Source organism: uncultured Phenylobacterium sp., from assembly GCF_902826855.1.
In the GTDB taxonomy this organism is placed as follows: Bacteria; Pseudomonadota; Alphaproteobacteria; order Caulobacterales; family Caulobacteraceae; genus Phenylobacterium.
On record NZ_CADEGK010000003.1, the window covers coordinates 1 to 22461 of the forward strand.

A 22461-nucleotide genomic window follows, 5' to 3' on the forward strand; every position below is an offset into this window, starting at 1 on the left:
TCGGATACAGGCGATCTTCACCTCAAACGCCACGCCACTTGGGGAATGCAGGCTTAGAACCGCTATCTCTACGCTGAGGCCCGCAACGCCTCATTCGCCACGGAGCCGGCCGCGTGACCAAGCCCATGAAGATCGACTTCGTATCCGACGTGTCCTGCCCCTGGTGCATCATCGGCCTGGGCGGGCTTGAGGAGGCCTTGGCGCGCGTCGGTGACCTGGTCGAGGCGGAGATCACCCTGCAGCCGTTCGAGCTCAATCCCGACATGCCGTCCGAGGGACAGAACCTGGGCGAGCACGTCTTCGAGAAGTACGGCGCCACGCCCGAGCAATCCGCCGCCAACCGTGAGCACATCCGCGCCCGCGCCGCCGAGGTCGGCTTCACCATCGCCACCACCCCCGACAGCCGGATCTACAACACCTTCGACGCCCATCGCCTGCTGCATTGGGCGGGCTTGGAGGGGCGCCAGTTGCCGCTGAAGCACGCCCTGTTCGAAGCCTATTTTTCCCGTGGTGAGAACCCCGGCGACCACGAAGTGCTGGTCACCGCCGCCGAACGGGCCGGACTCGACCCCGTGGCCGCCCGCGAAGTCCTGGCTTCCGGCCGCTTCGCCGACCACGTCCGCCGGCTGGAGCGCCAATGGTACGAGGCCGGCATCAGCTCGGTCCCGGCCGTGATCATCAACGAGAAATACCTGATCTCCGGTGGGCAGCCCGCCGACGCGTTCGAACGCGCGCTGCGCACCATCGCCGCGGAGACGTAGCGGCGGCGCCCTCTCCGAGCCCAGTCTGGAAGAGTCAGCGGTGGCGAGCCACTATGCTGCAACGAGAAACGGGAGAGGCGCATGGAAAAGGTGACCGTCGAAACCACCGCGGGACCTGTGCAGGGCCAATGCGCGCGCGCATTCAGCGAGGTGGCAGACGCCTTCGTCGAGAACTTCGAAGCGCGAGGTGAAGTCGGCGCCAGCCTGTCGATCACCGTGGACGGACAGCGCGTGGTCGATCTGTGGGGCGGCCGCCAGAGCGTCGGCGGGCAGCCTTGGGAACGGGACACGATCTCCGTCGTCTTCTCTTGCACCAAGGGCGCTTCGGCGCTTTGCGCCCACATCGCCGCCGACCGAGGCCTGCTGGACCTTGATGCGCCGGTCGCACGCTACTGGCCCGAGTTCGCGCAGAACGGGAAGGAAGGCGCGTTGGTGGGAATGATGCTCGACCATTCGGTCGGCGTGCCGCACCTGCGCGCGCGCCTCGAAGGCGGCGCCCTGTACGATTACATGCACATGGTCGGCCTCCTGGAGCGCGAAGAAGCCTTCTGGAAGCCCGGCACGCGCAACGGCTACCATGGGGTGACCCACGCCTGGACGGTCGGCGAAATGGTCCGCCGCTCGACCGGTCGGCGCATGGGGGCGTTCCTGCGCGAGGAGGTCTGCGGTCCGCTCGGCATCGATTTCTGGATGGGACTGCCGGAAAGCGAGGAGCCGCGGGTCGCCGCCATGATCCCCTATCCGCCCGATGCGCAAGCCCGCTCGACCCGCATCGCCAAGCAGATGCAGGCCGATCCCGCAGGCCCCAGCGCCCTGTTCATGACCAACATGGGCGGCTTCAACCCGAACAGCCGGGACGCCCGCGCGGCGGAGATCGGCTCCGCCACGGGAGTCTCGAACGGCCGAGGCTTGGCCGACCTCTACGCGCCGCTGGCCAACGGCGGCGCGCTGAACGGCGTGCGCCTGATCGGCGAAGACACCCTGGCGCGAATGGGGCAGGTGTCGATGGCGACCCATGAGGACGCGACCCTGATGATCCCGACCCGGTTCTCGTTGGGCTTCATGAAGTCGATGGACAACCGGCGGCTGGAAAACGCCGAGGCCTGTTCGGTCGTGCTCTCGGAGTCGGCGTTCGGGCACGTGGGCGCCGGCGGGTCGATCGGGTTCGCCGACCCCGACTGTCGGATGAGCTTCGGATACACGATGAACCGCATGGGCCTCGGCATACTGCTCAACGACCGCGGGCAAAGCCTGGTCGACGCCGCCTACCGCGCCCTCGGCTACCGGTCCGACGCCGGCGGCGTGTGGGATCGTTGACCACTCATCTGTCATAAGGTGCGCTCCAGACGCGGCGTGATCCAGATCAACGCGGCGCCGGTCGCCCGGGGGAAAATGGCAACCTTGCCCCGCGGGAATGACCTGAATGAGCAGCACATCGAAAGGCGCGCCCAAGGCGCGGCGCACGCAGGCGGCGACCCTGGTGAGCGCGGGCGACACTGCCCCAAACCTGACCGTCGATGACGTGACCGAGTTCTCCGTCGGCGAGGCCGTGAGCGCCGCCCAGGAAGCGGAGCTGGCCGCCTTGCGTGCGATTGCCGACGGCTCGGGCGACGGGGTGGCCGCGATCCTCGCGGGCGATGCGCCCGACGACTCGGCCCGGATGCGCCGGGCGCTGGCCTCGCCAGCAAAAACCAAGGTTCCACGCCAAACGCGCGACGACCTGGCGGAGGACTGGCGGCGTGGCGGCTATCCCTACAAGTTCATGATGCTTCGGCGCGACTACGAGGAGCAGAAGTTCGTCCTGCAGAGCGAGCTGCTCAAGCTGCAGGCGTGGGTGAAGGACTCCCGCCAGAGGGTGGTCATCCTGTTCGAGGGCCGCGACGCGGCGGGCAAGGGCGGGGCGATCAAGCGTTTCATGGAGCACCTGAACCCCCGCGGCGCGCGGGTGGTGGCACTGGAGAAGCCCAGCGAGGTGGAGCGCGGGCAGTGGTACTTCCAGCGCTACGTCCAGCACTTGCCGACTGCGGGCGAGATCGTGCTGTTCGACCGGAGCTGGTACAATCGCGCCGGCGTGGAGCGGGCGATGGGCTTCTGCACGCCGGCCGAGTACGACGAGTTCCTGCGTCAAGCGCCGGAGTTCGAGCGCAATCTCGTGCGCAGCGGCATCCACCTGATCAAGTTCTGGTTTTCGGTGAGCCGCGACGAGCAGCGCCGGCGGTTCAAGGAGCGCCAGGTTCACCCGCTGAAGCAGTGGAAGCTGTCGCCGGTGGACCTCGCCTCCCTGGACAAGTGGGACGACTATACTCGGGCCAAGGAGGCGATGTTCTTTCACACGGACACGGCGGACTCGCCTTGGACGGTGGTGAAATCCGACGACAAGAAGCGCGCCCGGCTGAACGCCATGCGCTACGTGCTGCACTCGCTGCCTTACGCGGGCAAGGATGTGGAGCGGATCCTGGCCGTGGACGACTTGCTGGTCGGCCGAGCCAACATCATCCACGAGCGCGGCGAGCACGATCTGGCGGCTGGGCGCTACGTATGAGGGGATAGGGCATGGTGGCGGATCAATCCGGATCGATCGCCTCGACCACCAGACCCGCATGGGTCATGGCCAGGAATCGGCCGCCGTCCGGCACCAGCTGGAAGGTCGCACCGGGCAGCATCTCACGCCAGTAGGACAACACGACCTCGGGCTCGTAGAGGAAGTCGCTGGAGCCGAGAAGCACGCTCCAGCCGCCAGGAACCTCGAAGGGTGCGGGCCTGTCGCCACGAGCGATGGCGGCCTGCTCGCGCGCGAAGCCCTCGTAGCGGCCGGTCGCGAACATCCGGATCGAGCGAAAGAAGTCGGCCACGAGTTCGGGATCACGCACGGCGCGCTGGTCAGGCGGACTCCCACGGGTCCACTGGTCCATCATGCGCGCGAGACGGCGATAGGTTAGCTGGGACGCAAGCGCAGAGGCGAACACGCGCGTAATCGACGGATTGCGAACGAAGGCCTCCTTCATGGCGGCGAGCGGCCCCAGCCCACGCCCGCTGTGGCGGTACGGCGGACCGGGGTTGACCAGCACCACTCGTCCGAGGGCGTCCGGAAGAGCCCGTGCAAGCGCGACCAGGAACTGGGCGGCGCCCCTGGAGACAACATCCACGCGCCGCACCTTCAGCTGGGCGAGCACGCGCGCCACGTCGGCCGTGGCCGAGCCAAAGGGATCAGCGAGGGCCTGCGGACCGTCCAGCGGATCGGTGAGGCCGAACCCCGGCCGGTCGATGGCGATGGGTCGGCAGCCCGCCTTATGCAGCGCCCGCAGCAACTTCCTCGAGACGATGCGGCTTGTCATGCTTGAGTGCAGCACCAGGACCGGACGGCCGGAGGCGGGACCGTAGTCGCTGTAGGCGATCCGACCGCCCCCCTCGCGGAGCGCGAACCGCAGCGGCTCCGAGTGTTCCTCCACGAACCCGACGCTGCCTGCCGTGGCCGCGGTCAGCCATGACAGCGCGCGCGCCTCGACCAGCTTGCGCGCGAGCGCCGCCCCCGACCCCACGTGCAGGAGGGCGTAGACGGCGTCGAGTTCCTTCTTCACGAGCCCCAGGCTCACGCCCAGAAGGCGCGCGACCCGCTGGCGGTCCGCGCCTTCGGCCACCATGCCCGCAATGGTGATCTGCCGTTCGGAGAGGCCCCAGACGTCCGCCAGCACGTCGCTGGATGAACGCTGTCCCGGAAAAACGCCGAAGGCCAGAGTGGTCAGGCGCGTGACCAGTTCCGGCAGGCGCCGCGCACCGGCGCGCTTCATCGCCTGCGCCAGCGCTTCGCGTGCGGTCTGGTAGGAGAGGTTCAGCGCCTCGGCCGCGGGCTTGATAGCGCCCAGGCGGATGGTCGCGAGCGCAACCCGGGTCTGCAGACCGTTTAAGCCATAGGCGATGCAGGCGTCCCGCAGCGGCGCGGCGCGCGGGTCCAGCGCTGTCGTGAGGACGACGACCGAGCGCCCGTTCGCAGCCGCCACGGCGTGCTGCTCGGGCGGCACACGCCAGGTGACGGCGCGGGCGGCCGGCGCATACACGATCAGCGCCGTCGCGCCGGACGACTCGCCGTTGCGGGTGACGTGGTCCCAGACGGCGTCGACGCCCGCCGCAATGTCGGCCAGCCGGTCGCGGTCGATCAGGTCGTCGCAGCCTGCGGCCGTGAAGGCGGACGTGGCGGCCAGCTGTCGTCCGGAGGCGTCGTAAACCGCGGCGGCCACGCTGCGGGCGTCTACCACCGGCAGGTGCTCGGCAGGTTGGCCGAAGACCGGCGCGACTTCATCCGCCCACGGTGGCGAGGCGTCGGCCTCGAGCTCGGCTTCCAGCTCCTCGAACCACCCAGACAAAGCCCGGCTCAAGGCGTGCGCCTCGGCGGAAACCGGTTCACCCGACACGAAAAACTCCACGCTCGCTGTCGGCCGGCGGAACGCATCGCGCGTGGCGAGGGCCTCCCCTCACGCGCGAATCGCACCCGACTCCGCCCTACAAGTGGATATAGTGCGGCCTCAAGCCCGAATGCCAATCTGCCTCGGCCGGAGCATGCCTCTGGCGACAATGCGGCGCGAGTATCCGCCGCGGACCAAGCGTCGGGGGCTTCGGCAGTGAAGATGACACGTGAGCTTGCAGCACTTCTGGCGGGAGGCGCGTTCGCGCTCGTGTTCGCCGCCGGCCCGGCGGCCGCGGATGACGAGATGACCTGGAGCTACGCCACCGCCCACGTCGGAACGTGCGCGGTGGGACAGACCTGCGGGCAGCCGGGGGGCGTGCGCACGCTGGGCCGAGAGTCCTTCACGGCCACCAACACCGATTTCAACAACGCGTCGGTCTACCAGGACGATTACCAGCATTTGGCAGGCGACTACGGGTTCGCCTTCGCCTCGGCCCAAGCCGGCGAGGGGGTGCTGGGCCTGCCGGTGCTGAAGGCGTTCGCCCTCGGAGGCTTCACGAACGTGGGAGGAGTCGCCACGACGTCGGTCAACTTCGCCGCCGCGCATGCGATCCAGGGCTACACCAACACGAGCGAGGCCTCGCTTGTGATCCCGCTTAACGCCTTCCAAGGCCTCGTCGATTACATCTCGGTGGGCGCCGCCGCCGGCGGTCGTGTCGGCGCCACGTTGGCGGTCACGACCAGCGCCATCCTCGATCCGACGGTCTCGTCGCAGTACTTTTCGCCCGGGGTGGGGAGTTCCGCTGGTGGCCAATGGACGGGCACTTGCGGCTCGACAGGCGCCCTTGCCATCGGCAGCGCCTCTGTCAGCCCGTTCGGCATGGACGGCGTCAAGCAATACCTCGGACTGCAAGCCACCTCCTGCACTGGCAACGACACGTACCTGCTGGCCTCCGGCGAGAGCTTCTATGTTTGGGCGACGCTTGGAGTCTTGCGGAGCGGCTTCGGCGTCACGGACGCCAGCAACACCTTCAACGTGACGATCGCGCCGGAATACCAGGCGCAGGTGCACGCGGAACTGGCGCCGAGCCTTGCGTTGGCCGATGGCGGCAACCTGGCCATCGTAACCGCGGTCGTGCCGGAGCCCTCGACGTGGGCCATGATGATTGCGGGCTTTGGCGCAGCCGGGGCGATGCTCCGGCGTCGGCGGAGGGTCACCGCCGCGTGACCCGGGAAGTCGGCTGGGCGCGCCCAGCCGACTTCCGCCACGGGGTCCTGCCCCTATTGGTATCGATAGCTGACGGTGACGCCGTAGGTCGCGGGCATGCCGGTGTAGCGGACGAACACGTCGTTCACGTGATAGGCGCCGTTCCAGTACCACTTGTCGGTGACGTTGCGGCCCCAGACCTGGGCGCGCCAGGCGCCCTGCTCGACGCCGGCCCGCAGGTCGAGCAGCGCATAGGACGGCACCTTCAGCTCGGGGAAGCGCCCGAAGCCGCTGTTGGTCTTGCCCTGGTAGTTCAGGCTGGCGCCCACGAAGGCGGTCATCTCGTCGCGCAGCGGCCACTCGTACTGCACGTCTACGTTCCCCTGCCACTTGGGCGCCAGGGGGAAAGCCTCGCCGCCGAAGTCCTGCTGCTGGGCCTTGTAGTTGAAGTTCACGAACGTCCCGTCGATCTCGCTGTCGGAGTAGGAGATTGAGGGCGTGATGGTGAGGCCCGTGACCGGCCGCCAGGCGCCGCTCACCTCGAAGCCCTTCACGTGTGACTTGGGCACATTCACCAGGGCCGGCAGCGCCCCGAAGATCAGGTCGTTGACCGAGCCCAGGATCTGCTTGTCCTTGTAGTCGTAGTAGAATACCGCCGCGTTCAGCTGCAGCGACCCGTCGAGCAGGCGCGCCTTGATCCCCGTCTCGTAGGCCAACAGCGATTCCTGGGTGGCCGGGGCCAGCTGCACGAAGCTGGCGGTCGCCACCGTCGGGAAGCTGCCCGACTTATAGCCACGGCTGATGTTGGCGTAGACCAGCGTGTCCGACTGCGGCTTCCAGTTCACACCCGCGCGCCACGAGACGTTGTCCTCGTTCAGCTTGTCGAAGGTCAGGCCGGGCGCGAAGTTGGGTGCGGGGCCGGTGGTGCCGCAGGCCGTCGGGCCGGGATTGATCCCCGGGCCGGCGAATGGATTGCCGGTGATCAGCAGGTTCTGGATGCGCTGGCTGCCCAGCGCCCAGCTGCCGTCCCCCGCGTCGCTGCCGCAGCCGAAGAAATGCCGGACCTGCTTGGTGTAGCGAGCGCCGCCCTGCACCGACAGGGTGTCGGAGATAGGAACCTCGGCATTGGCGAAGATGCCGTAGGTGTGGGTCTTCTGCTGGTTCAGCGGCCGCGTCGGGCCCAGGTAGTCGCCGAAGATCGTGGCGCTCGAGGAGTCCGAGTACGTCTGCAGGAAATTGTCCCAGGTATCGTCGTACTCATAGTTCGCGCCGACGATGAAGTTGCCGGTGTCCCGGATCCGGCCGGCCAGCCGCAGCTCCTGGAAGAAGACGTTCAGGTGGCCGCGCTGGAGGGACTCGTAGTCCCGGAACGTCGTGCCGTCGCCGTCGATCGGCTGGTCGCGGTCGAACCGCTGGTAGGTGGTGAGCGAGGTGACGGTGAGGTCGTCGCCCAGCTCGTAGTCGAGCCGCAGGTTGGCGGACCAGAACGTGTTGTCCTTCTTGTAGTTGCTGCACTCGCGGGGTTCGTGTGGCAGCCCCACGACGCCGCTGTTGGTCAGCACCGGATCGCTATTGACGCAGGGCCCCCAGTCGGCAGCGCGGTTGTTGTGGGGCGCGAGGGGATAGTTGACCAGGCCGGGCGGGACCGCGGTGTTGCTGTTCAGCGCCGAGAGCCCGTAGAGCTGGGCGGCCTGGGTCTCGCCCTTGTCCTGGAAGCCGCTGAGGGTGAGCAGCGCGGTCAGGCTCTCCGTCGGCCGCCACTGCAGCGCGGCGCGGAACGACTGCAGGTTCTGCGAGCCCAGCTCGTCGTCGCGCGTATAGCTCTTCTGCCAAGGCCCGCTGCGCAGGGTCCGCGCCGCGACCCGGAACTCCAGCGTGTCGCTGATCGGGCCGCTGACGAAGCCTTGCAGGTCCACCGTGTTGAACCGGCCGTAGCTGGCGTCCACCCCGGCTTGGAAGTCCTGCGTGGGCTTGTTGGCGATGTAGTTCACCGCGCCGCCCGTGGCGTTCTGGCCGAACAAGGTGCCTTGCGGACCCTTCAGGACTTCCACGCGCTGCAGGTCGAGCACGGCGCCGGTGGTCATGATCGAGAACGGCAGCGGCGACTGGTCGACATAGACGCTGACGGTGGGGCTGGCGGCGAGCGAGGTGTCCTGGAAGCCCACGCCGCGGATCGAAAAGACCGGCGTGCCATAGGCGGAGGGCGTGTAGCTGAAGCCCGGCGCGATCTTGGTCAGCTGTGAGGTGTCGGTGATGCCGAGTTCGGTCAGGCGTTCGCCCGTAGCGGCCTGGACCGACATCGGCACGGTGTTGATGCTCTCCTCGCGCTTCTGCGCGGTCACCACGATCTCCTCCACCGACGTCATGGACGACGGGGCGTCGGCGTCGGCCGAAGCGGCCTGCTGCGCCACCGCCGGTGCGGCGAGCACGAGTGTGAGACAGGAGACGCTGCAGAGGACCGAGATCCGACGGTTCATGTGTTCAACTCCCACGCGCGTACGCTTGTGCTTGTCGCGACACCGGGACCGGCGCGCTGACTTCGGCGCGCCTATATTCAGTTACGAAACCATCATCAAGCTAATCTCCGGAAAACAATGGTATTTGCTAATACCAAGTCAGAATAAATCTCATCGTTATCTGTATAACGATGAGATATTTCCGACTTCAGTCGCGAATAAACTTCCTCTGGGTCACCCTCGTCCCTGTCCACCGAGCGGCGCTATCGCGAGCAGCGGCGCACGTCTCATCCGACGTTAGGTGCGCTTGCGTCCGCCGGACCGCCGAGGGATCGCGCGAGGGCCTGACGCCGCGGACCGACGGCGCGGTCCTGCGGCGGATCTCGCCGCCGAAGCGGCAGCCGGGTCGGCTAAAGCCCCGGCCGGGAAAGGGGCCGCTGCTCAGAGCGCCGGGGGCTTGTCGGCGATGACCTGCGCGCGGGCCAGGTCGGCGATCTCCGCGGCGGTGTAGCCGAGCGAGTCCAGGACTCCGTCGTTGTCGTCGCCGAGGCCGGGCGGGCCGGCCAAGGTGACGCGCCGGCGGCTGAAGTGGATGGGGAACCCCGGGAACCGCTGGGGGCCCGGGTCCGGGTGGTCGAGGGTGACCATGAACTCGCGCGCCGCCAGGTGATCGCTCTCGACGAGATCGCGGTTCGTGAAGGCGGGGCACGCGGGCGCGCCGGCGGACTGCAGCGCGGTGGCGGCTTCGAGGGCGGTGCGCCCGCGGGTCCAGGCCGAGATCGCCGTGTCGATCCGCGCGCGCTCGGCCTGCCGCGCATTGATGGGGAGCTCGGCGGAGAGGTCCGGGTCGCCGATCACACCAACCAGGGCGCGCCATTCTGCGTCGCTGCGCACCGCGATGGCCACCCAGGCGTCGTCGCCGACGCAGGGGTAGACGCCGTGCGGGGCGTGGTCGAGCGAGCGGTTGCCCAGGCGCGGCGGCGGGACGCCGTGCACCGAGGCGGCCACCAGCGCCTCGCCCACGAAGGAGAGCATGCCTTCCAGTTGCGAAAGGTCCACGTGGACCGGGCCGCCGCCCACGGCCTGTTCCCACACCGCGCCCAGGGTAGCCGCCGCGCCCAGGGCGCCGGCGATGGCGTCTGGGAAGGCGATGCCGATCCGCATGGGGCCTTCGCCCTCGTAGCCCATGGCGTTGTCGAGGCCGCCGAATGCCTCCAGCAGCGGGCCGTAGGCGCCGAAATTCCGCATCGGCCCGGTCTCGCCGAAGCCGGTCATGGCGACGGTGACGGCGTTCGGCTTCTGCGCCTCGACCGAGCGCCGGTCGATCCCCAGCGAAGCTGCGCCCGGAGACGAGAAGTTGTTCAGGACGACGTCGGCCGAGGCCAGCAGCCGGGCCATCACCTCGCCACCGCCTGCGGCCTTGGCGTCGAGGCAGAAGCTGCGCTTGCCGCGGTTCAGCTTGTTGATGACGCCGGAGCGGTTCCAGCGGCGTTCGCCGGGTTCGGCATGGGGGAAGATGGCCGCGCGGATGAGCGGGTCGGGCAGCACGCCCCACTCGAAGGGCGTCTCAGCCTCCGCCCCGGTCTGCGGCCCGCGGCCGAGGGGGTGCTCGATCTTGATCACTTCCAGGCCGACGTCGGCCAGGAACCGGCCGGCCAGCGGCCCGGCCCAGGCGATGGTGAATTCGGCCACGCGCTTGCCCGCCAGGTCCACCGGCGGGAAGTCCGGCCTGGCCTGCGTCTCGAGGCCAGCGAGGACCTCTGCGGTGTGTTCGCCCAGGCCCGGGGCCGGCCGATCAGGGACATCGAGCCCGCTCAGCGCGAAGGGACTGCGCGGGACCTTGCCACCGGGGGCGTCGGGCAGGTCCGCCCAGAGGCCGCGGGCGTCCAGATGCTCGGCCTGGAGCGTCTCAGTGTAGTCCAGGAGCCGACTGGCGGGGACGCGAGCCGCCTGCAACAGCTCCACCACCTCGGCGGCGTCATGCGCCTGGAGGAACGGCTGCACCCTCGCGTCGATCTCGGCCGCCCGCTCGAAGCGTTCGGGCGGCGCATAGAGGCGCAGGTCGGCGAGCAGGTCGGGCGCATCCAGGGTGATGCAGAAAGCCTCCCACTGCGGCGTGGTCGCGGCCCCGATGCACACCCAGCCGTCCCGGCAGCGGAACAGCGACATGGGGTGGAACGCCTCCCCCAGGATCAGACCCCAGCGGCGCTTCACGCAGCCGGTGTGCGTGTACATGACCAGCGACCATTGGTGCGCGGCGGCGCCGCATTCCATTGCGCCGACATCGACCAGCTGGCCCAGGCCCGTGCACGTGCGCTCGAAGAACGCGGCCTGCGCCCCGATCGCTGCGGCGGCGCCGGCGATGCAGGAGGCCAGCGGACTGCCCGGGCTCAGCGGCTCACGGTCCGGCTCGCCCGTCAGGTAGAGGAACCCCCCGGACGCCCAGTCGATCAGCGGGCTCGACTTCCAGTGCGCATAGGGACCGGTGAGGCCGAAGCCGCTCACCACCACATGCACCGCCGCCGGGTTCAGGGCGGCGATCCGGTCGTGGAGGGCCAGCGCCCGCTCAGGCTCGCCGTCACAGGTGGAGACGATGATGTCGGCCCAGCGGATCAGCCGGTCCCGATCTTCGGCATCGGCCACCACCGAGCGCTTGCCGCGGTCCAGGTGCTGCTGCAGGGCGCTGCGGCCGCGCACATCGATCGGGCTGTCGCTGGGATCCGGGATCCATGGGCCTTGATGGCGAAGCGCGGAGCCCTCGGCCGGCTCGAGCGCAACGACGTCGGCGCCCAGGGACCCCAGCACGCGCGTGCAATAGGCTCCGGCGACGGACTCGCTGAGTTCCAACACCCGCACGCCCCGCATCGCCTCGACCCCTTTGTGCTTGTCTGTTCCGCAGCACTTAAGGGCACGCGGCCGGCGCGCGCCACCCCGTTTGGGGCGGGGCGCCGCAAGGGCGCCTACTCGCCGCCGCCGTAGTTCGCCCGCAGGTCTTCGTGCTCAGCCTCCCGCGCCGCGCGCGGCACGTTCAGGCGGACGTAGAGGTGAGCGCCCTTCAACAGCTCGGGCGGGCACTCCTGGCGGGCCTGGGTGAGATCGTTGGTCAGGCCTACGAACCGGACGGTGAAGCCGCCGGCACGCGCCTTCAGGAGGGCATAGTTGCCGCCCATCCGTTGCTGCGCCTCGCCGTTCGCAACGCGCCGGAAACGATAGACGGCGCCGGACGCGCCCGTGAGGTCGACAAGGTCGTTCATCAACCGCGCCGTAGCGCGCGACGCTGGCGATTTCACGGCAAAGCGTTGCCTTAGCGAAAATTGCGGGGGCGGCTCACCGCTAGCCCTCCAGCATCTGGATCGACTGGTGGTCCACGTCGCCACCGTAGTACTTGCCCAGGGCCTCAAGGAATCCGGCGTTGTCGTCCGCGGCGCGGGCGAAGAGGGTCAGGCAGGATTGCAGCTTCAGGTCGTCGGGGGAGCCGAAAATGTCCTGGGCGGTGCGGTCCTCCAAGCCGTTCAGCGCCGCCACCGACGCATGCAGCCGAGGCCCCAGGACCGGGTGGGCCAGGTAGGCGCGGGCCTCGTCCAGCGACTGGATGCCGAACTTCTTGGCCATGAAGCTCTCGCCGAGGCCGGCGAGCTGCGGGAAGACGAACCACATCCAGTGGGTCTGCTTGCGGCCACCCCTCAGTTCCTCGAGCGCACGCTCGTAGATCGTGACGTTGCCGTCACGACCATCCTGCGCGTCCTGGAACCGCCTCAGATTGAAGGTCTCAGCCATGGGTCAATCCTGCGCGCAATCGCGCGGATGGCAAGCACGACCTACGCCGTGATCGCCTGGCGCACGGTGCGTTCGAAGTCGCGCTGCACGGCCTCGACCGGCTGCTGGATCATGATGACGGCCACGAGCTGCTCCGCCGGATCGGTCCAGCTCACGGTTCCAAAGGCCCCGCCCCAGCCGAACGCGCCGTTGGAGCGGTGGGAGTCGCTGATCGGTGCGTCGGTGACCACCCGGACCTGAAGTCCGAAGCCAGTGCCCTTCGTCGTGCCGCGAATGCCCTTGTAGAGGTCGCCGATCAGGTTGGAGCTCATCAGGGCCACCGACTCCGGCTTCAGCACCTGCTTGCCATGGATCATGCCCTTGTTGAGCAGCATGGTCTCGAACAGCAGGTAGTCGCGCGCGGTGCTGTTAAGGCCGTAGGCCCCGGCGAAGTAGGTCGTAGGCGCGCCCATGACGCGGCCAGTGGCGGGCGGGAGCACCCAGTCGGTCGAACCCTCCGGGTGGACATATCGGCGCGTCAGCCGCGCTGCCTGGGCGGGGGTCAGGTTGTGGACGGTATCCTTCATCCCGATCGGATCGAAGATGTTCTGTTTCAGATACTGGTCGTAGGGCTGGCCGGAGCAGATCTCCACCACGCGGGCCAGCACGTCCGGCCCGGTGGCGCCGGAATAGCCCCAGCGGGAGCCCGGCTGGAAGTCGAGGGGCAGGGCTGCAAGGCGCGGGACGTAGTTGGCCAGGGTGTCGCCGGGCCGGTGGGGCACGAAGCCGTTGAGCCCGGAGGTGTGGGTCGCCAGGTCCTTGATGGTGATCTCGCGGGCCTGGGGCTCCAGCTGATCGTCGGTGTAGGTCTGACCCCGCGGCGGCGGCGGCGTGCCCGGCTTGGCGGCGCCCCGGAACGTCTTCAGTTCCGGGATGAACTTGGAGATGGGGTCCGAAAGCGCGACCTTGCCCGCCTCCATCTGCTGCAGCAGCGCCACCGCGGTCACCGGCTTGGTGGACGACATCATCACGAAGAGCGCGTCGGGCCGCATCGGGGTCTTGGCGCCTTCGTCGAAGGTCCCGTGCGCCTGGAAGTGAACGAGCTTGTTGCGCCGCGCGACCGCGGTCACTCCGCCGGTGATCTGCTTGCCCGCGATGTGATCGGCCATCATGGCGTTGATCCTCGCCAGGCCCGCCGTGGAGAGGCCGACGCTCTCCGGCGCGGCGGTGGGCAGGCCCGGGATACTCATGCCGCCCACAACCTGTGCGCGGCCCAGGCCGGGTGCAGAGACCGCCGCGCCGAGACTCAGCAGCAGCGCACGGCGATCCATCGCCAAGAGGGATGAGTGGTTCATCTTCCTACCCCGAGCCGTCTGAAACGCGGCGTTCGCGGCGAACTCTAACCCTCTGCGCATTGCGGGCAAATTGCAGGCGCCGGCTCAGGGGCAGGTGACAAGCGACGCCGTCTCGTCTTTGTTGCACCGCCCGCCATTTGCGGCGCGATAGGCCACCGATTCTTCGAGGACGAATTTCCCGATGCCACCACGCATGTTGCCGGACCCGACGCCGGAGACCCGCCACTTCTGGGACGGCTGCAGGGAGGGCGAGCTGCGCCTCCAGCGCTGTTCGTCCTGTTCGGAGAGCTATTTCCCGCCGCGCCCGTTCTGCCCCAAGTGCGGCAGCCGAGACGTCGAGACCTACAAGGCCTCCGGCAAGGCGGTGCTGTGGTCCTACGTCATCAACATGCGCCCGCGCCCGGACATGGGGACCGAGCCCTACGCCATCGCCGTGGTTAAGCTGGATGAGGGTCCGACGATGATGACCAACATCGTCGACTGCCCGCAGACGCCTGAGGCGCTGCAACTGGACATGCCCCTGCAGGTCTCGTTCTCCAAGCAGAGCGACGACATCAGCCTGCCCCTCTTCGCGCCGGCCAAGTAGGAGCAGCGCCACATGAAGCAGAAATCCGTCGCGGTCGTCGGGGCCGCGGAAACCACCAAGATGGGCGTCATCCCGGACCTGTCCACGATCGGGCTGCACGCCGACGCCGCCCTCAACGCCCTGGCCGACTGCGGCCTGAAGCCGTCGGACATCGACGGCGTCGCCACCGCCGGCATCAGCCCCACCGAGCTGGCCTGGTACCTGGGCATCAAGCCGACCTGGGCCGACGGCACGCAGGTGGGCGGCTGTTCGTTCATGCTGCACGTTCGCCATGCGGCGGCGGCGATCAACGAGGGCCTCTGCAACACCGTCCTGATCACCCACGGCGAGTCGGGGAAGAGCCGGGTGGGCGCGGGCCGCTTCGGCGGCGGCGGGGGTTCGAGCCTGAACGGCCAGTTCGAGATGCCCTATGGCCCGGCCGGCCCGCCGACGATGTTCACGATTCCCGTGCTCCGCTACCTGAAGACCTACGGCCTGACCGAGGAGGCCCTGGCCTGGCCGGCGGTGATCCAGCGGGAGTGGGCGGCCAAGAACCCGCGCTCGACCTTCAAGGACCCGATCAGCGTCGACGACGTGATGAACTCGCGGATGATCGCCTGGCCGTTCCGCATCCTGATGTGCTGCCTGGTCACCGACGGCGGCGGCGCGCTGATCCTGACCTCGGCCGAGCGGGCCAAGGACTTCCCGACCAAGCCCGTCTACGTGTTGGGGACCGGGGAAAGCGTCGAGACGCCGCTGATCAGCCAGATGTACGACGCCACCTCCTCCACCGCCTTCAAGATCTCCGGCAAGAAGGCGTTCGAGGAGGCCGGGATCAAGCACGCCGACGTCGACCACCTGATGGTCTACGACGCCTTCGCCCACCTGCCGCTGTACGGCCTGGAGGACCTGGGCTTCTGCAAGCCCGGCGAGGCGGCGGACTTCATAAAGGAGCGCAACACGGCGATCGGCGGCAAGCTGCCGATGAACACCAACGGCGGCGGCCTCTCCTACATGCACTCGGGCATGTACGGGATGTACGCCCTGCAGGAGAGCGTGCGGCAGATGCGCGGCGTGGCGCCGGCCCAGGTGCCGGGGGCCAAGATCAGCGTCTGCCAGGGCGTCGGCGGCATGTTCGGCGCGGCCGGCACCGTGATCTTCTCCAACGAGGCGCCCTAATGAGCGGCGTCCAGGCGTTGGCGAGGACGCCGTGATCGATCTGCACTTCACGCCCACCCCGAACGCGCAGCGGGTCAGCATCGCCCTCGAGGAGCTGGAGCTCCCGTACAACCTGATCGCCTACGACATCTTCGAGGGTCACCAGCACACGGCCGAGTTCGGGAGGATCAACCCGAACCACAAGCTGCCGGCCATCGTCGACCACGACCCGCCGTTCGGGGGCGGGCCGCACGCGGTGTTCGAGTCCGCCGCCATCCTGCAGTACCTGGCGGAGAAGACCGGACGCCTGCTGCCCGCCGATCCCCGGGCGCGCAGCGTCGCCATCCAGTGGCTGACCTGGCAGGTGGCCAACGTGGGCCCGATGGGCGGTCAGGCGGCGCACTTCACCCGCTATGCGCCGGAGCCCGTGCCATACGCGATCGAGCGCTACACCAAGGAGCTGGCGCGGCTCCTCACCATTCTTGAGCGGCGGCTTGGCGAGGCGCGCTACCTGGCCGGCGACGAGTACTCCATCGCCGATATCGCCGCTTGGCCGGGGCGCTGGATGCCCGCGGAACAGGCGGAGCAGTACCCCAACACCTGGCGCTGGTTCAGCGAGATCGCCGAGCGACCCGCCGTGAAGCGCGGCCGCGAAGCCGATATGGCGGTTCCCGCCAAGTACATGCAGCGCAAGGCGACCCTGTCGGCCGACCAGTGGTCCAACCTGTTCGGCGAAACGATGCTGAACGCGGTGAAGCTCTAGGCCGCCGCCTCGCTGCGCTCCTCGCGCGTGGCCATGGCGTGGATGATGGCCTCGATGAGGGCTTCGGCTCGGATCGGCTTGGAGAGATGGGCGTCGGCGCCGGCATCCCGGCCGGCCTTCACGTGCTCGTCCAGGGCGTTGGCGGTGAGCATGATCACCGGGGTGCGGGCCAAGCCCTCCTCGCGTTCCCTGGCGCGCAGCTGGGCGGTCGCCGAAAGACCGTCAAGTACAGGCATCTGCATATCCATCAGCACCACGTCGAAACGCTCAGCGCGCAGCGCCTCCAGCGCCAAAGCGCCGTTCTCGACGACCACCGGTTCGACACCGACCGAACCCAGCACCAGTTGCACGACCCGCTGGTTGGTCGGGTGGTCCTCGGCCAGCAGCACGCGGGCTCCGGCGATGTCGAAGGATTCGTAAGGGTCCTTAGCCTCCGCCGGCGCCTCTCCTTCGAGCGCCTCCAGCAGGATCAGGACCGAGAACGTCGACCCCTTGCCGGGTTCGGACACCACGTCGATCATCCCGCCCATGAGTTCGGCGAGCGAGCGGCTGATCGCCAGGCCGAGGCCGGTGCCGCCGAACCGGCGGCGGATCGAGGCGTCGGCCTGTTCGAAGCGTCGGAACAGGCGGGCCCGCACGTCCTCGCTGAAACCGATGCCGGTGTCGGCGACCGAGAACAGCGTCGCCTCGCCGACCTTGTGCACTTCCAGCCGCACCTCGCCGCTCTCGGTGAACTTCACCGCGTTGGACAGCAGGTTCGAGAGCACCTGGGTCAGGCGCACCGTGTCGCCGGCGAACCGGCGATCGACCTCGGGAGCAATGGTCCAGTGGAAACCCAGCCCTTTGGCTTCGGCCGACGCGCGGTGCAGTTCTGCGATCCGGCCGACCAGGGTGCTCATGGCGAACTCGTCCCGCGCCAGCTGGATCTCGCCGGCCTCGATCTTCGAGAAGTCGAGGATGTCGGTCAGCACCCGCTCCAGCAGGCGGCCGGAGGAGACGATCAGCTCGGCCAGCTCCTTGCCCTTGGCCGTCACCTGCTCGCGCGCCAGCGTCTCAGAAATAGCGATTACCCCGTTCAGGGGCGTGCGCAACTCGTGGCTCATGTTGGCCAGGAAGCGCGACTTCTCGGCGTTGGCGCGCTCCAGCTCCGCGGTGCGCTCCTGCACGCGCTCCTCCAGCGAGGCGAGCACCGCTTCAGTCTTCTCGCGCTGGGTGCGCAGCGAGCGCGCCAGGACGCCGATCTCGTCGGGCCGGGCCTCTTCCGCCTCGTAGCCCCCGGTCTCGTCGCTGAGCGTCGAGGCGGCCAGCTTCTGAAGCGGGGCCACGATGGTGCGCTTGGCGAGGAACACGATCAGGAGCGTCTGCAAGGCCGTGGCGAGGGCGCCCAGCAACAGCACCCAGGAGGCCGACCTGGCCGCTGAAGCCGCCACCGCGGCCTTGGGGTAGGACAGCATGAGGTACCAGTTGGGCCCGGAGAGCCGGCCGAACGCGACGATATGCTTGCCGTCGGGGCTGGTGATGACCCCGGTCTGGCGGCCGTCCAGGCGGATCGCGGCGGCGACGGCCTTGAAGCCGAGGCGCTGCTCATACTCGGCAACCGTCTTCTCCGAGGCCCTGCCGGGAACGGTGAAGCCGGGATAGGCGATCAGCTCGCCCTTGCTGGTCATCAGCAGCGCCGAGGCGCCGGGCAGCGAGGACTGCACCGCATTGGCCAGGAAACCCGTCAATTCGATCGAGGACCCGAAGGCCCCAACGTAGCGGCCGTCGACGTACGCCGGCGTCAGGCATCCGGTCGCCAGCCGCTCTCCGACGTTGTCCTGGATCAGCCGCTGCAGATTGGTGCACCGCGTCAGGCGTTCGGGGTTCATCGCCGGGCTGGTGATCGAACTCATCTCCTCCCTGGAGATGTCCAGGTCGGGCGGCGCCTCGTGGCGGTAGAACATCAGCTTGTCGGGCCGGTCCGGCCCGAACAGCACCAGCCGCGTCTGCGGCGGGGTGAAGAAGTAGAAGTTGTCATAGTCCTTGTGCGCGGCCTGGCCAAACTGCGACACGAGCTCGAACGAGGCCACCAGGGCCCGCTTCTGGTCGGGCGGCAGCTCCGCGGCGCGCCCGATGAACGAGCCCATCCCGTAGATGTACTGGCCGTCGCGCATCACGCCGTCGAAGTGGGCGTCGCGGCTACGGCGCGTACCGTCGGGCCGCATCGGGAAATACACGTCGGCCAGTCGGTCGACTTCGGCGTCCGAAAGTCGGTTCATGCGCCGCTCCAGCTCCTCGCCGGCAGCCTGATGCAGGGCCGTCAGGTTGGAGAAGCGCCGATCAACGTTCGAGGAGCGCTCGCGAACATAGTCCTGCAGATAGGCGATCTGACGGTTGGACAGCTCGCGCTGGAACATCAGGAACGTCCCCATCGTGGCGAGGATCGTTACGCCAAGAGACATGGCGCCGACGCTGAGCAGAAACCGGCGCGAAAGCGACTTCATTATCCGAGGAACACTCCCAACTCGCGGGAAGCTCTGGACCTTCTTGGTTTAGGGGCCGTAACCGCGACGTCGATTTCGCGCATTCCTGGCAAGAATTACGTCCCCCGAGGCCCGGGCGCGACACGACGACAAGGCGGGTCCGAAGCGTTTCCTGACCGTCAACGGCTCCCCCCACAGCCAGCGCTAGGCCATCTGGCTGGCCATCCGGCCGATGGCCGGGCGCTGGCCCGCTCCGTAATCATCAAAGCAAGGCGGGCCGAATACTGGGCTCGGCAGCATCGGACAGGCAACGCGGGTGGAGGCGCCCGCTGAAGCGGAGACTCGACCATGACTCGACCGGCCAGGCGCGCACTCCTTCCCGTGATACTGGCCGTGGCAAGCCTTTCTGCCGCGGCGCCTGCATCGGCGACCATCTTCACGCTGGGCTATGCGGATACTGTGATCGACTTTTTCGACAGCGGCGCCGGACCGATTGCGGGGCCTTATGGCGGCCCGACCTTCAACTCGGTCGGCTTCACGCCCGTTTCGACCAGCGTGATCCTTGGCTTCAACGATGTGACGTTCAACGGCTTCGTCTCGCTGCCGACCGGCTCGTACATCACCCTGGGCTTCACCGACGAGATCATCACCAACGGTCCGGGCGACGACATCTTCATCAGCGAGATCGGGCGGTCCGATGAGCAGGCCGAGATCTTCGTGAGTTCCGACCTCATAACCTTCACGCGGTTAGGGGTGGCTAACAACTCCTCGTTCGCAGCCGGCATCCAGCTGAGTTTCGACCTGGGAAGGATCGGCTTCGGGCCCAACGACGTCGTCCGAGCCGTTCGCGTCGTGGGTCTCGACAACAACGGCGCTAGCCCGGGATTTGACCTGAACGCCGTACAGGCCAGCTTCACCTCACTCGTTCCGGGTAACCCAGGCCTGCCCGGCGGGTCCGGCCCCGTGCCTGAACCGGCGACCTGGGCGATGATGATCACGGGCTTCGGGCTGACCGGGTTCGCAATGCGGCGACGCGCGAGACGCGCCGCGCTCCAGGTCGCCTGACGGCCCGAGACCTCAGCGGTCGAACTTGGTCCTCAGCACGATCGACGAGTTCGTCCGCTCCACGCCCTTCACGCCGCCGATCTCATCGATGACCGCGTCCATCTCGGCCACGCCCGCCGCCTCCACCGTGGCGATCATGTCGAAGGGACCACTTACAGACTGCAGGCGGCGCACGCCCGGCAGCCGCTTCAGGGCGGCGGTCACCGCAGCGGCCTGCTTCGGCTCCACGGTCAGCATGATGAAGGCGTGCACCCGGCCCGCTTCGTAGGCGCCTGCCAGTTTCACCGCGTAGCCGGCGATGATCCCGGTGCGTTCGAGCTTGGCCAGCCGGCTCTGCACCGTGGTGCGCGACAGGCCCAGCGCGCGGGCCAGCTCGGCGACCGGGGCGCGGGCGTTGTCGCGCAGTTTCGCGAGCAGGTGGTCGTCCAGGTCATCCATCGGCGTTCCGCACAATGTCTTCGGCGTTGCGTCTAAACTACCGCCGCACATCGCCGTTGCGCCAATTGAAAGCGGCTCCAGCAGCGACGATTCTGAGGGTCACGCCCAAGGAGCCCATTTCATGCGCAAGGTTGCTGTCATCGGAGCCGGCAAGATCGGCTCCACCGTCGTCGACCTGCTCGTCGGCTCGGGAAGCTACGAAGTCGTCCTGATCGATCAGGCCGCAGACGCCCTGTCCGACTTCGTGGGCCGCGCGCAGGTCTCGACGGTCGCCATGGCCATCGACGACCCGCAGACCCTGGCGGACCGCATCGCCGGCGTGTTCGCGGTGGTGAACTGCGCGCCCTTCCATCTAACCACCGTGGTCGCCCGCGCGGCCAAGGCGGCCGGCGCGCACTACCTGGACCTCACCGAGGACGTCGCCGCCAGCCGGATCGTCCGTGACCTCGCGAAGGGCGCCACGACAGCCTTCATCCCGCAGTGCGGCCTGGCCCCGGGGTTCATCACCATCGCCGCCTGGGACCTGATCAAGCACTTCGACCAGCTCCACGACGTGCGCCTGCGGGTGGGCGCCCTGCCCCGCTATCCGTCGAACGCGCTGAATTACAATCTCACCTGGTCCACAGATGGGGTGATCAACGAATACTGCGAGCCCTGCGAAGCCATCGTGGACGGCGCCCTGCGCGAAACGGCCGCGATGGAGGCGTGCGAGGAGTTCGCCCTCGACGGCGTAGCCTACGAGGCGTTCAACACCTCCGGCGGCCTGGGCACGCTCTGCATGACCCTCGAGGGGCAGGTGCGGAACCTCAACTACAAGACCATCCGCTATCCGGGCCACGCGGCGATCATGAAGGCGCTGCTGAACGACCTGAACCTGCGCAACCGCCGCGATGTGCTGAAGGACATCCTGGAGAACTCGGTGCCGGCCACCATGCAGGACGTGGTGATCGTCTTCGTCACGGTCTCTGGGCTGAAAGAGGGACGCCTGATGCAGGAGACCTACGTCAACAAGGTCTACGCCCGCGAGATCGGCGGCGAGTTGAGGAGCGCCATCCAGGTCACCACGGCCGGCGCGATCTGCGCCGTGCTGGACATGCTGGCCGCGGGCGACCTTCCCACTGAGGGCTTCATTCGCCAGGAGGACATCCCGCTGCACGCCTTCCTGGCCAACCGCTTCGGCCGCGAATACGCCCCGAGAAACCCGGGCGAAGACCTGTCCCTCCGCATCGCCGCCGAGTAACCAGATGACCGTGCAATCGAAGATCGCCTCCGCCGCGGCGGAAGCCGCCGAAGTGCTGGACCGCCTAGGCGTTTCCAGTCAGCTGTGGACGGGCGGAGCGCGCAAGGTCCGCTCGCCCATCACCGGCGAGGTCGTGGCCCACGTGCATGACGCCACCGCCGGCGAGGTCGCCGCCGCGATCGAGGCCGCCCATGCCGCGTTCCTGACCTGGCGCAACACGCCCGCGCCTCGCCGCGGCGAGTTGGTCCGCCTGTTCGCCGACGAGCTGCGGGAGGCCAAGGCCGACCTGGGCGCGCTGGTGACCCTGGAGGCCGGCAAGGTGACCTCGGAGTCGCTGGGCGAGGTCCAGGAGATGATCGACATCTGCGACTACGCCGTGGGCCTGTCGCGCCAGCTGTACGGCTTGACGCTCGCCACCGAGCGGCCTGACCACCGGATGATGGAGACCTGGCATCCGCTAGGTGTGGTGGGGATCATCTCGGCGTTCAACTTCCCCGTCGCGGTGTGGTCTTGGAACGCGGCTCTGGCCCTCGTCTGCGGCGACGCCTGCGTCTGGAAGCCGTCCGAGAAGACTCCGCTGACGGCGCTGGCCGTCCAGGCGCTGTTCGAACGCGCGTGCGCGAGGTTCGGCGACGCGCCGGCCGGCCTCTCAGCGGTGGTCATCGGCGGTAGCGAAGTCGGCGAGGCCCTGGTCGATCATCCGAAGGTCCCGCTGGTCAGCGCCACCGGCTCCACCGCAATGGGCCGTACGGTCGGCCCGCGCCTGGCGCAGCGGTTCGCTCGCGCGCTCCTGGAGCTGGGCGGCAACAATGCGGCCATCGTCACGCCCACAG

Annotated in this window: 17 protein-coding genes and 1 pseudogene (1 of these 18 only partly in view); 10 read left to right on the forward strand and 8 right to left on the reverse strand. The window is 68.3% G+C overall.

The window, feature by feature from the left end; genetic code table 11:
- The first annotated feature begins 113 nt into the window (after nt 1-113).
- From QZV94_RS00810 to ppk2, 3 genes are all read left to right on the forward strand, one after another.
- Complete coding sequence (locus QZV94_RS00810; RefSeq protein WP_293675893.1) at nt 114-761, forward strand: DsbA family oxidoreductase; 648 nt, start codon at nt 114-116, stop codon at nt 759-761.
- An 81-nt stretch (nt 762-842) separates the two neighbouring features.
- Nucleotides 843-2078, forward strand: a complete 1236-nt coding sequence (locus QZV94_RS00815; protein ID WP_293675894.1) for a serine hydrolase — start codon at nt 843-845, stop codon at nt 2076-2078.
- Between the two features lie 106 nt (nt 2079-2184).
- Entirely contained in the window at nt 2185-3303 is a 1119-nt protein-coding gene (gene ppk2 / locus QZV94_RS00820) for a polyphosphate kinase 2 (protein ID WP_293675895.1), read from the forward strand.
- Between the two features lie 22 nt (nt 3304-3325).
- Here ppk2 and QZV94_RS00825 read toward each other — a convergent pair whose 3' ends face one another.
- A complete protein-coding gene (locus QZV94_RS00825) occupies nt 3326-5170 on the reverse strand; it encodes an alpha/beta fold hydrolase (protein ID WP_293675896.1) in 1845 nt (614 codons plus the stop codon).
- Nucleotides 5171-5383: 213 nt separating this feature from the next.
- Between QZV94_RS00825 and QZV94_RS00830 the strand changes: the two genes are divergently transcribed.
- On the forward strand, nt 5384-6391 hold the full coding sequence (locus QZV94_RS00830; protein WP_293675952.1) for a PEPxxWA-CTERM sorting domain-containing protein: 1008 nt from the start codon (nt 5384-5386) through the stop codon (nt 6389-6391).
- Between the two features lie 53 nt (nt 6392-6444).
- Here the strand turns inward: QZV94_RS00830 and QZV94_RS00835 are convergent, their stop codons facing one another.
- The 5 genes from QZV94_RS00835 to QZV94_RS00855 form a co-directional block, all read right to left on the reverse strand.
- On the reverse strand, nt 6445-8847 hold the full coding sequence (locus tag QZV94_RS00835; RefSeq protein ID WP_293675897.1) for a TonB-dependent receptor: 2403 nt from the start codon (nt 8845-8847) through the stop codon (nt 6445-6447).
- 420 nt (nt 8848-9267) lie between these two features.
- Nucleotides 9268-11691, reverse strand: coding sequence for a CoA transferase (locus QZV94_RS00840; RefSeq protein ID WP_293675898.1), 2424 nt, complete (start codon nt 11689-11691; stop codon nt 9268-9270).
- 95 nt (nt 11692-11786) lie between these two features.
- Nucleotides 11787-12080 carry a hypothetical protein gene (locus QZV94_RS00845; protein WP_293675899.1) on the reverse strand — a complete coding sequence of 98 codons (294 nt, stop codon included), beginning with the start codon at nt 12078-12080 and terminating at the stop codon, nt 11787-11789.
- 79 nt (nt 12081-12159) lie between these two features.
- A complete protein-coding gene (locus QZV94_RS00850) occupies nt 12160-12603 on the reverse strand; it encodes a DUF1810 domain-containing protein (RefSeq protein ID WP_293675900.1) in 444 nt (147 codons plus the stop codon).
- Between the two features lie 41 nt (nt 12604-12644).
- Nucleotides 12645-13937 (reverse strand): serine hydrolase, encoded by a 1293-nt coding sequence (locus tag QZV94_RS00855; protein WP_293675901.1) that lies wholly within the window; start codon nt 13935-13937, stop codon nt 12645-12647.
- A gap of 181 nt (nt 13938-14118) precedes the next feature.
- On the opposite strand from QZV94_RS00855, the gene QZV94_RS00860 reads away from it, so the two are divergent.
- Genes QZV94_RS00860 through QZV94_RS00870 form a run of 3 tightly spaced genes read left to right on the forward strand, consistent with a single transcriptional unit; the run spans nt 14119 to nt 16423 of the window.
- Nucleotides 14119-14523 (forward strand): OB-fold domain-containing protein, encoded by a 405-nt coding sequence (locus QZV94_RS00860; protein ID WP_293675902.1) that lies wholly within the window; start codon nt 14119-14121, stop codon nt 14521-14523.
- A gap of 12 nt (nt 14524-14535) precedes the next feature.
- Entirely contained in the window at nt 14536-15681 is a 1146-nt protein-coding gene (locus QZV94_RS00865) for a thiolase domain-containing protein (protein ID WP_293675903.1), read from the forward strand.
- A 31-nt stretch (nt 15682-15712) separates the two neighbouring features.
- Nucleotides 15713-16423 (forward strand): glutathione S-transferase N-terminal domain-containing protein, encoded by a 711-nt coding sequence (locus QZV94_RS00870; RefSeq protein WP_293675904.1) that lies wholly within the window; start codon nt 15713-15715, stop codon nt 16421-16423.
- On the opposite strand, the gene QZV94_RS00875 is transcribed toward QZV94_RS00870, so the two are convergent.
- Nucleotides 16420-18906, reverse strand: a complete 2487-nt coding sequence (locus QZV94_RS00875; RefSeq protein ID WP_293675905.1) for an ATP-binding protein — start codon at nt 18904-18906, stop codon at nt 16420-16422. The genes QZV94_RS00870 and QZV94_RS00875 overlap by 4 nt on opposite strands.
- A gap of 372 nt (nt 18907-19278) precedes the next feature.
- On the opposite strand from QZV94_RS00875, the gene QZV94_RS00880 reads away from it, so the two are divergent.
- Nucleotides 19279-19950 (forward strand): PEPxxWA-CTERM sorting domain-containing protein, encoded by a 672-nt coding sequence (locus tag QZV94_RS00880; RefSeq protein ID WP_293675906.1) that lies wholly within the window; start codon nt 19279-19281, stop codon nt 19948-19950.
- A 12-nt stretch (nt 19951-19962) separates the two neighbouring features.
- Here the strand turns inward: QZV94_RS00880 and QZV94_RS00885 are convergent, their stop codons facing one another.
- The gene (locus QZV94_RS00885; RefSeq protein WP_293675907.1) at nt 19963-20388 is read right to left on the reverse strand and encodes an Lrp/AsnC family transcriptional regulator; all 426 of its coding nucleotides are present in this window, start codon (nt 20386-20388) and stop codon (nt 19963-19965) included.
- 121 nt (nt 20389-20509) lie between these two features.
- Between QZV94_RS00885 and QZV94_RS00890 the strand changes: the two genes are divergently transcribed.
- Together QZV94_RS00890 and QZV94_RS00895 are read left to right on the forward strand one after the other, a co-directional pair.
- Nucleotides 20510-21628, forward strand: coding sequence for a saccharopine dehydrogenase C-terminal domain-containing protein (locus QZV94_RS00890; protein WP_293675908.1), 1119 nt, complete (start codon nt 20510-20512; stop codon nt 21626-21628).
- 4 nt (nt 21629-21632) lie between these two features.
- Nucleotides 21633-22461, forward strand: a pseudogene (locus QZV94_RS00895) (aldehyde dehydrogenase family protein) (it continues 670 nt past the right edge of the window).

Bases quoted from the DNA above. Each gene is read 5' to 3' on its own strand.
- QZV94_RS00815 (WP_293675894.1), top strand. From the start codon at position 843: ATGGAAAAGGTGACCGTCGAAACCACCGCGGGACCTGTGCAGGGCCAA.
- ppk2 (WP_293675895.1), top strand. From the start codon at position 2,185: ATGAGCAGCACATCGAAAGGCGCGCCCAAGGCGCGGCGCACGCAGGCG.
- QZV94_RS00830 (WP_293675952.1), top strand. From the start codon at position 5,384: ATGACACGTGAGCTTGCAGCACTTCTGGCGGGAGGCGCGTTCGCGCTC.
- QZV94_RS00835 (WP_293675897.1), bottom strand. From the start codon at position 8,847: ATGAACCGTCGGATCTCGGTCCTCTGCAGCGTCTCCTGTCTCACACTC.
- QZV94_RS00840 (WP_293675898.1), bottom strand. From the start codon at position 11,691: ATGCGGGGCGTGCGGGTGTTGGAACTCAGCGAGTCCGTCGCCGGAGCC.
- QZV94_RS00845 (WP_293675899.1), bottom strand. From the start codon at position 12,080: ATGAACGACCTTGTCGACCTCACGGGCGCGTCCGGCGCCGTCTATCGT.
- QZV94_RS00850 (WP_293675900.1), bottom strand. From the start codon at position 12,603: ATGGCTGAGACCTTCAATCTGAGGCGGTTCCAGGACGCGCAGGATGGT.
- QZV94_RS00855 (WP_293675901.1), bottom strand. From the start codon at position 13,937: ATGAACCACTCATCCCTCTTGGCGATGGATCGCCGTGCGCTGCTGCTG.
- QZV94_RS00860 (WP_293675902.1), top strand. From the start codon at position 14,119: ATGCCACCACGCATGTTGCCGGACCCGACGCCGGAGACCCGCCACTTC.
- QZV94_RS00865 (WP_293675903.1), top strand. From the start codon at position 14,536: ATGAAGCAGAAATCCGTCGCGGTCGTCGGGGCCGCGGAAACCACCAAG.
- QZV94_RS00875 (WP_293675905.1), bottom strand. From the start codon at position 18,906: ATGAAGTCGCTTTCGCGCCGGTTTCTGCTCAGCGTCGGCGCCATGTCT.
- QZV94_RS00885 (WP_293675907.1), bottom strand. From the start codon at position 20,388: ATGGATGACCTGGACGACCACCTGCTCGCGAAACTGCGCGACAACGCC.
- QZV94_RS00890 (WP_293675908.1), top strand. From the start codon at position 20,510: ATGCGCAAGGTTGCTGTCATCGGAGCCGGCAAGATCGGCTCCACCGTC.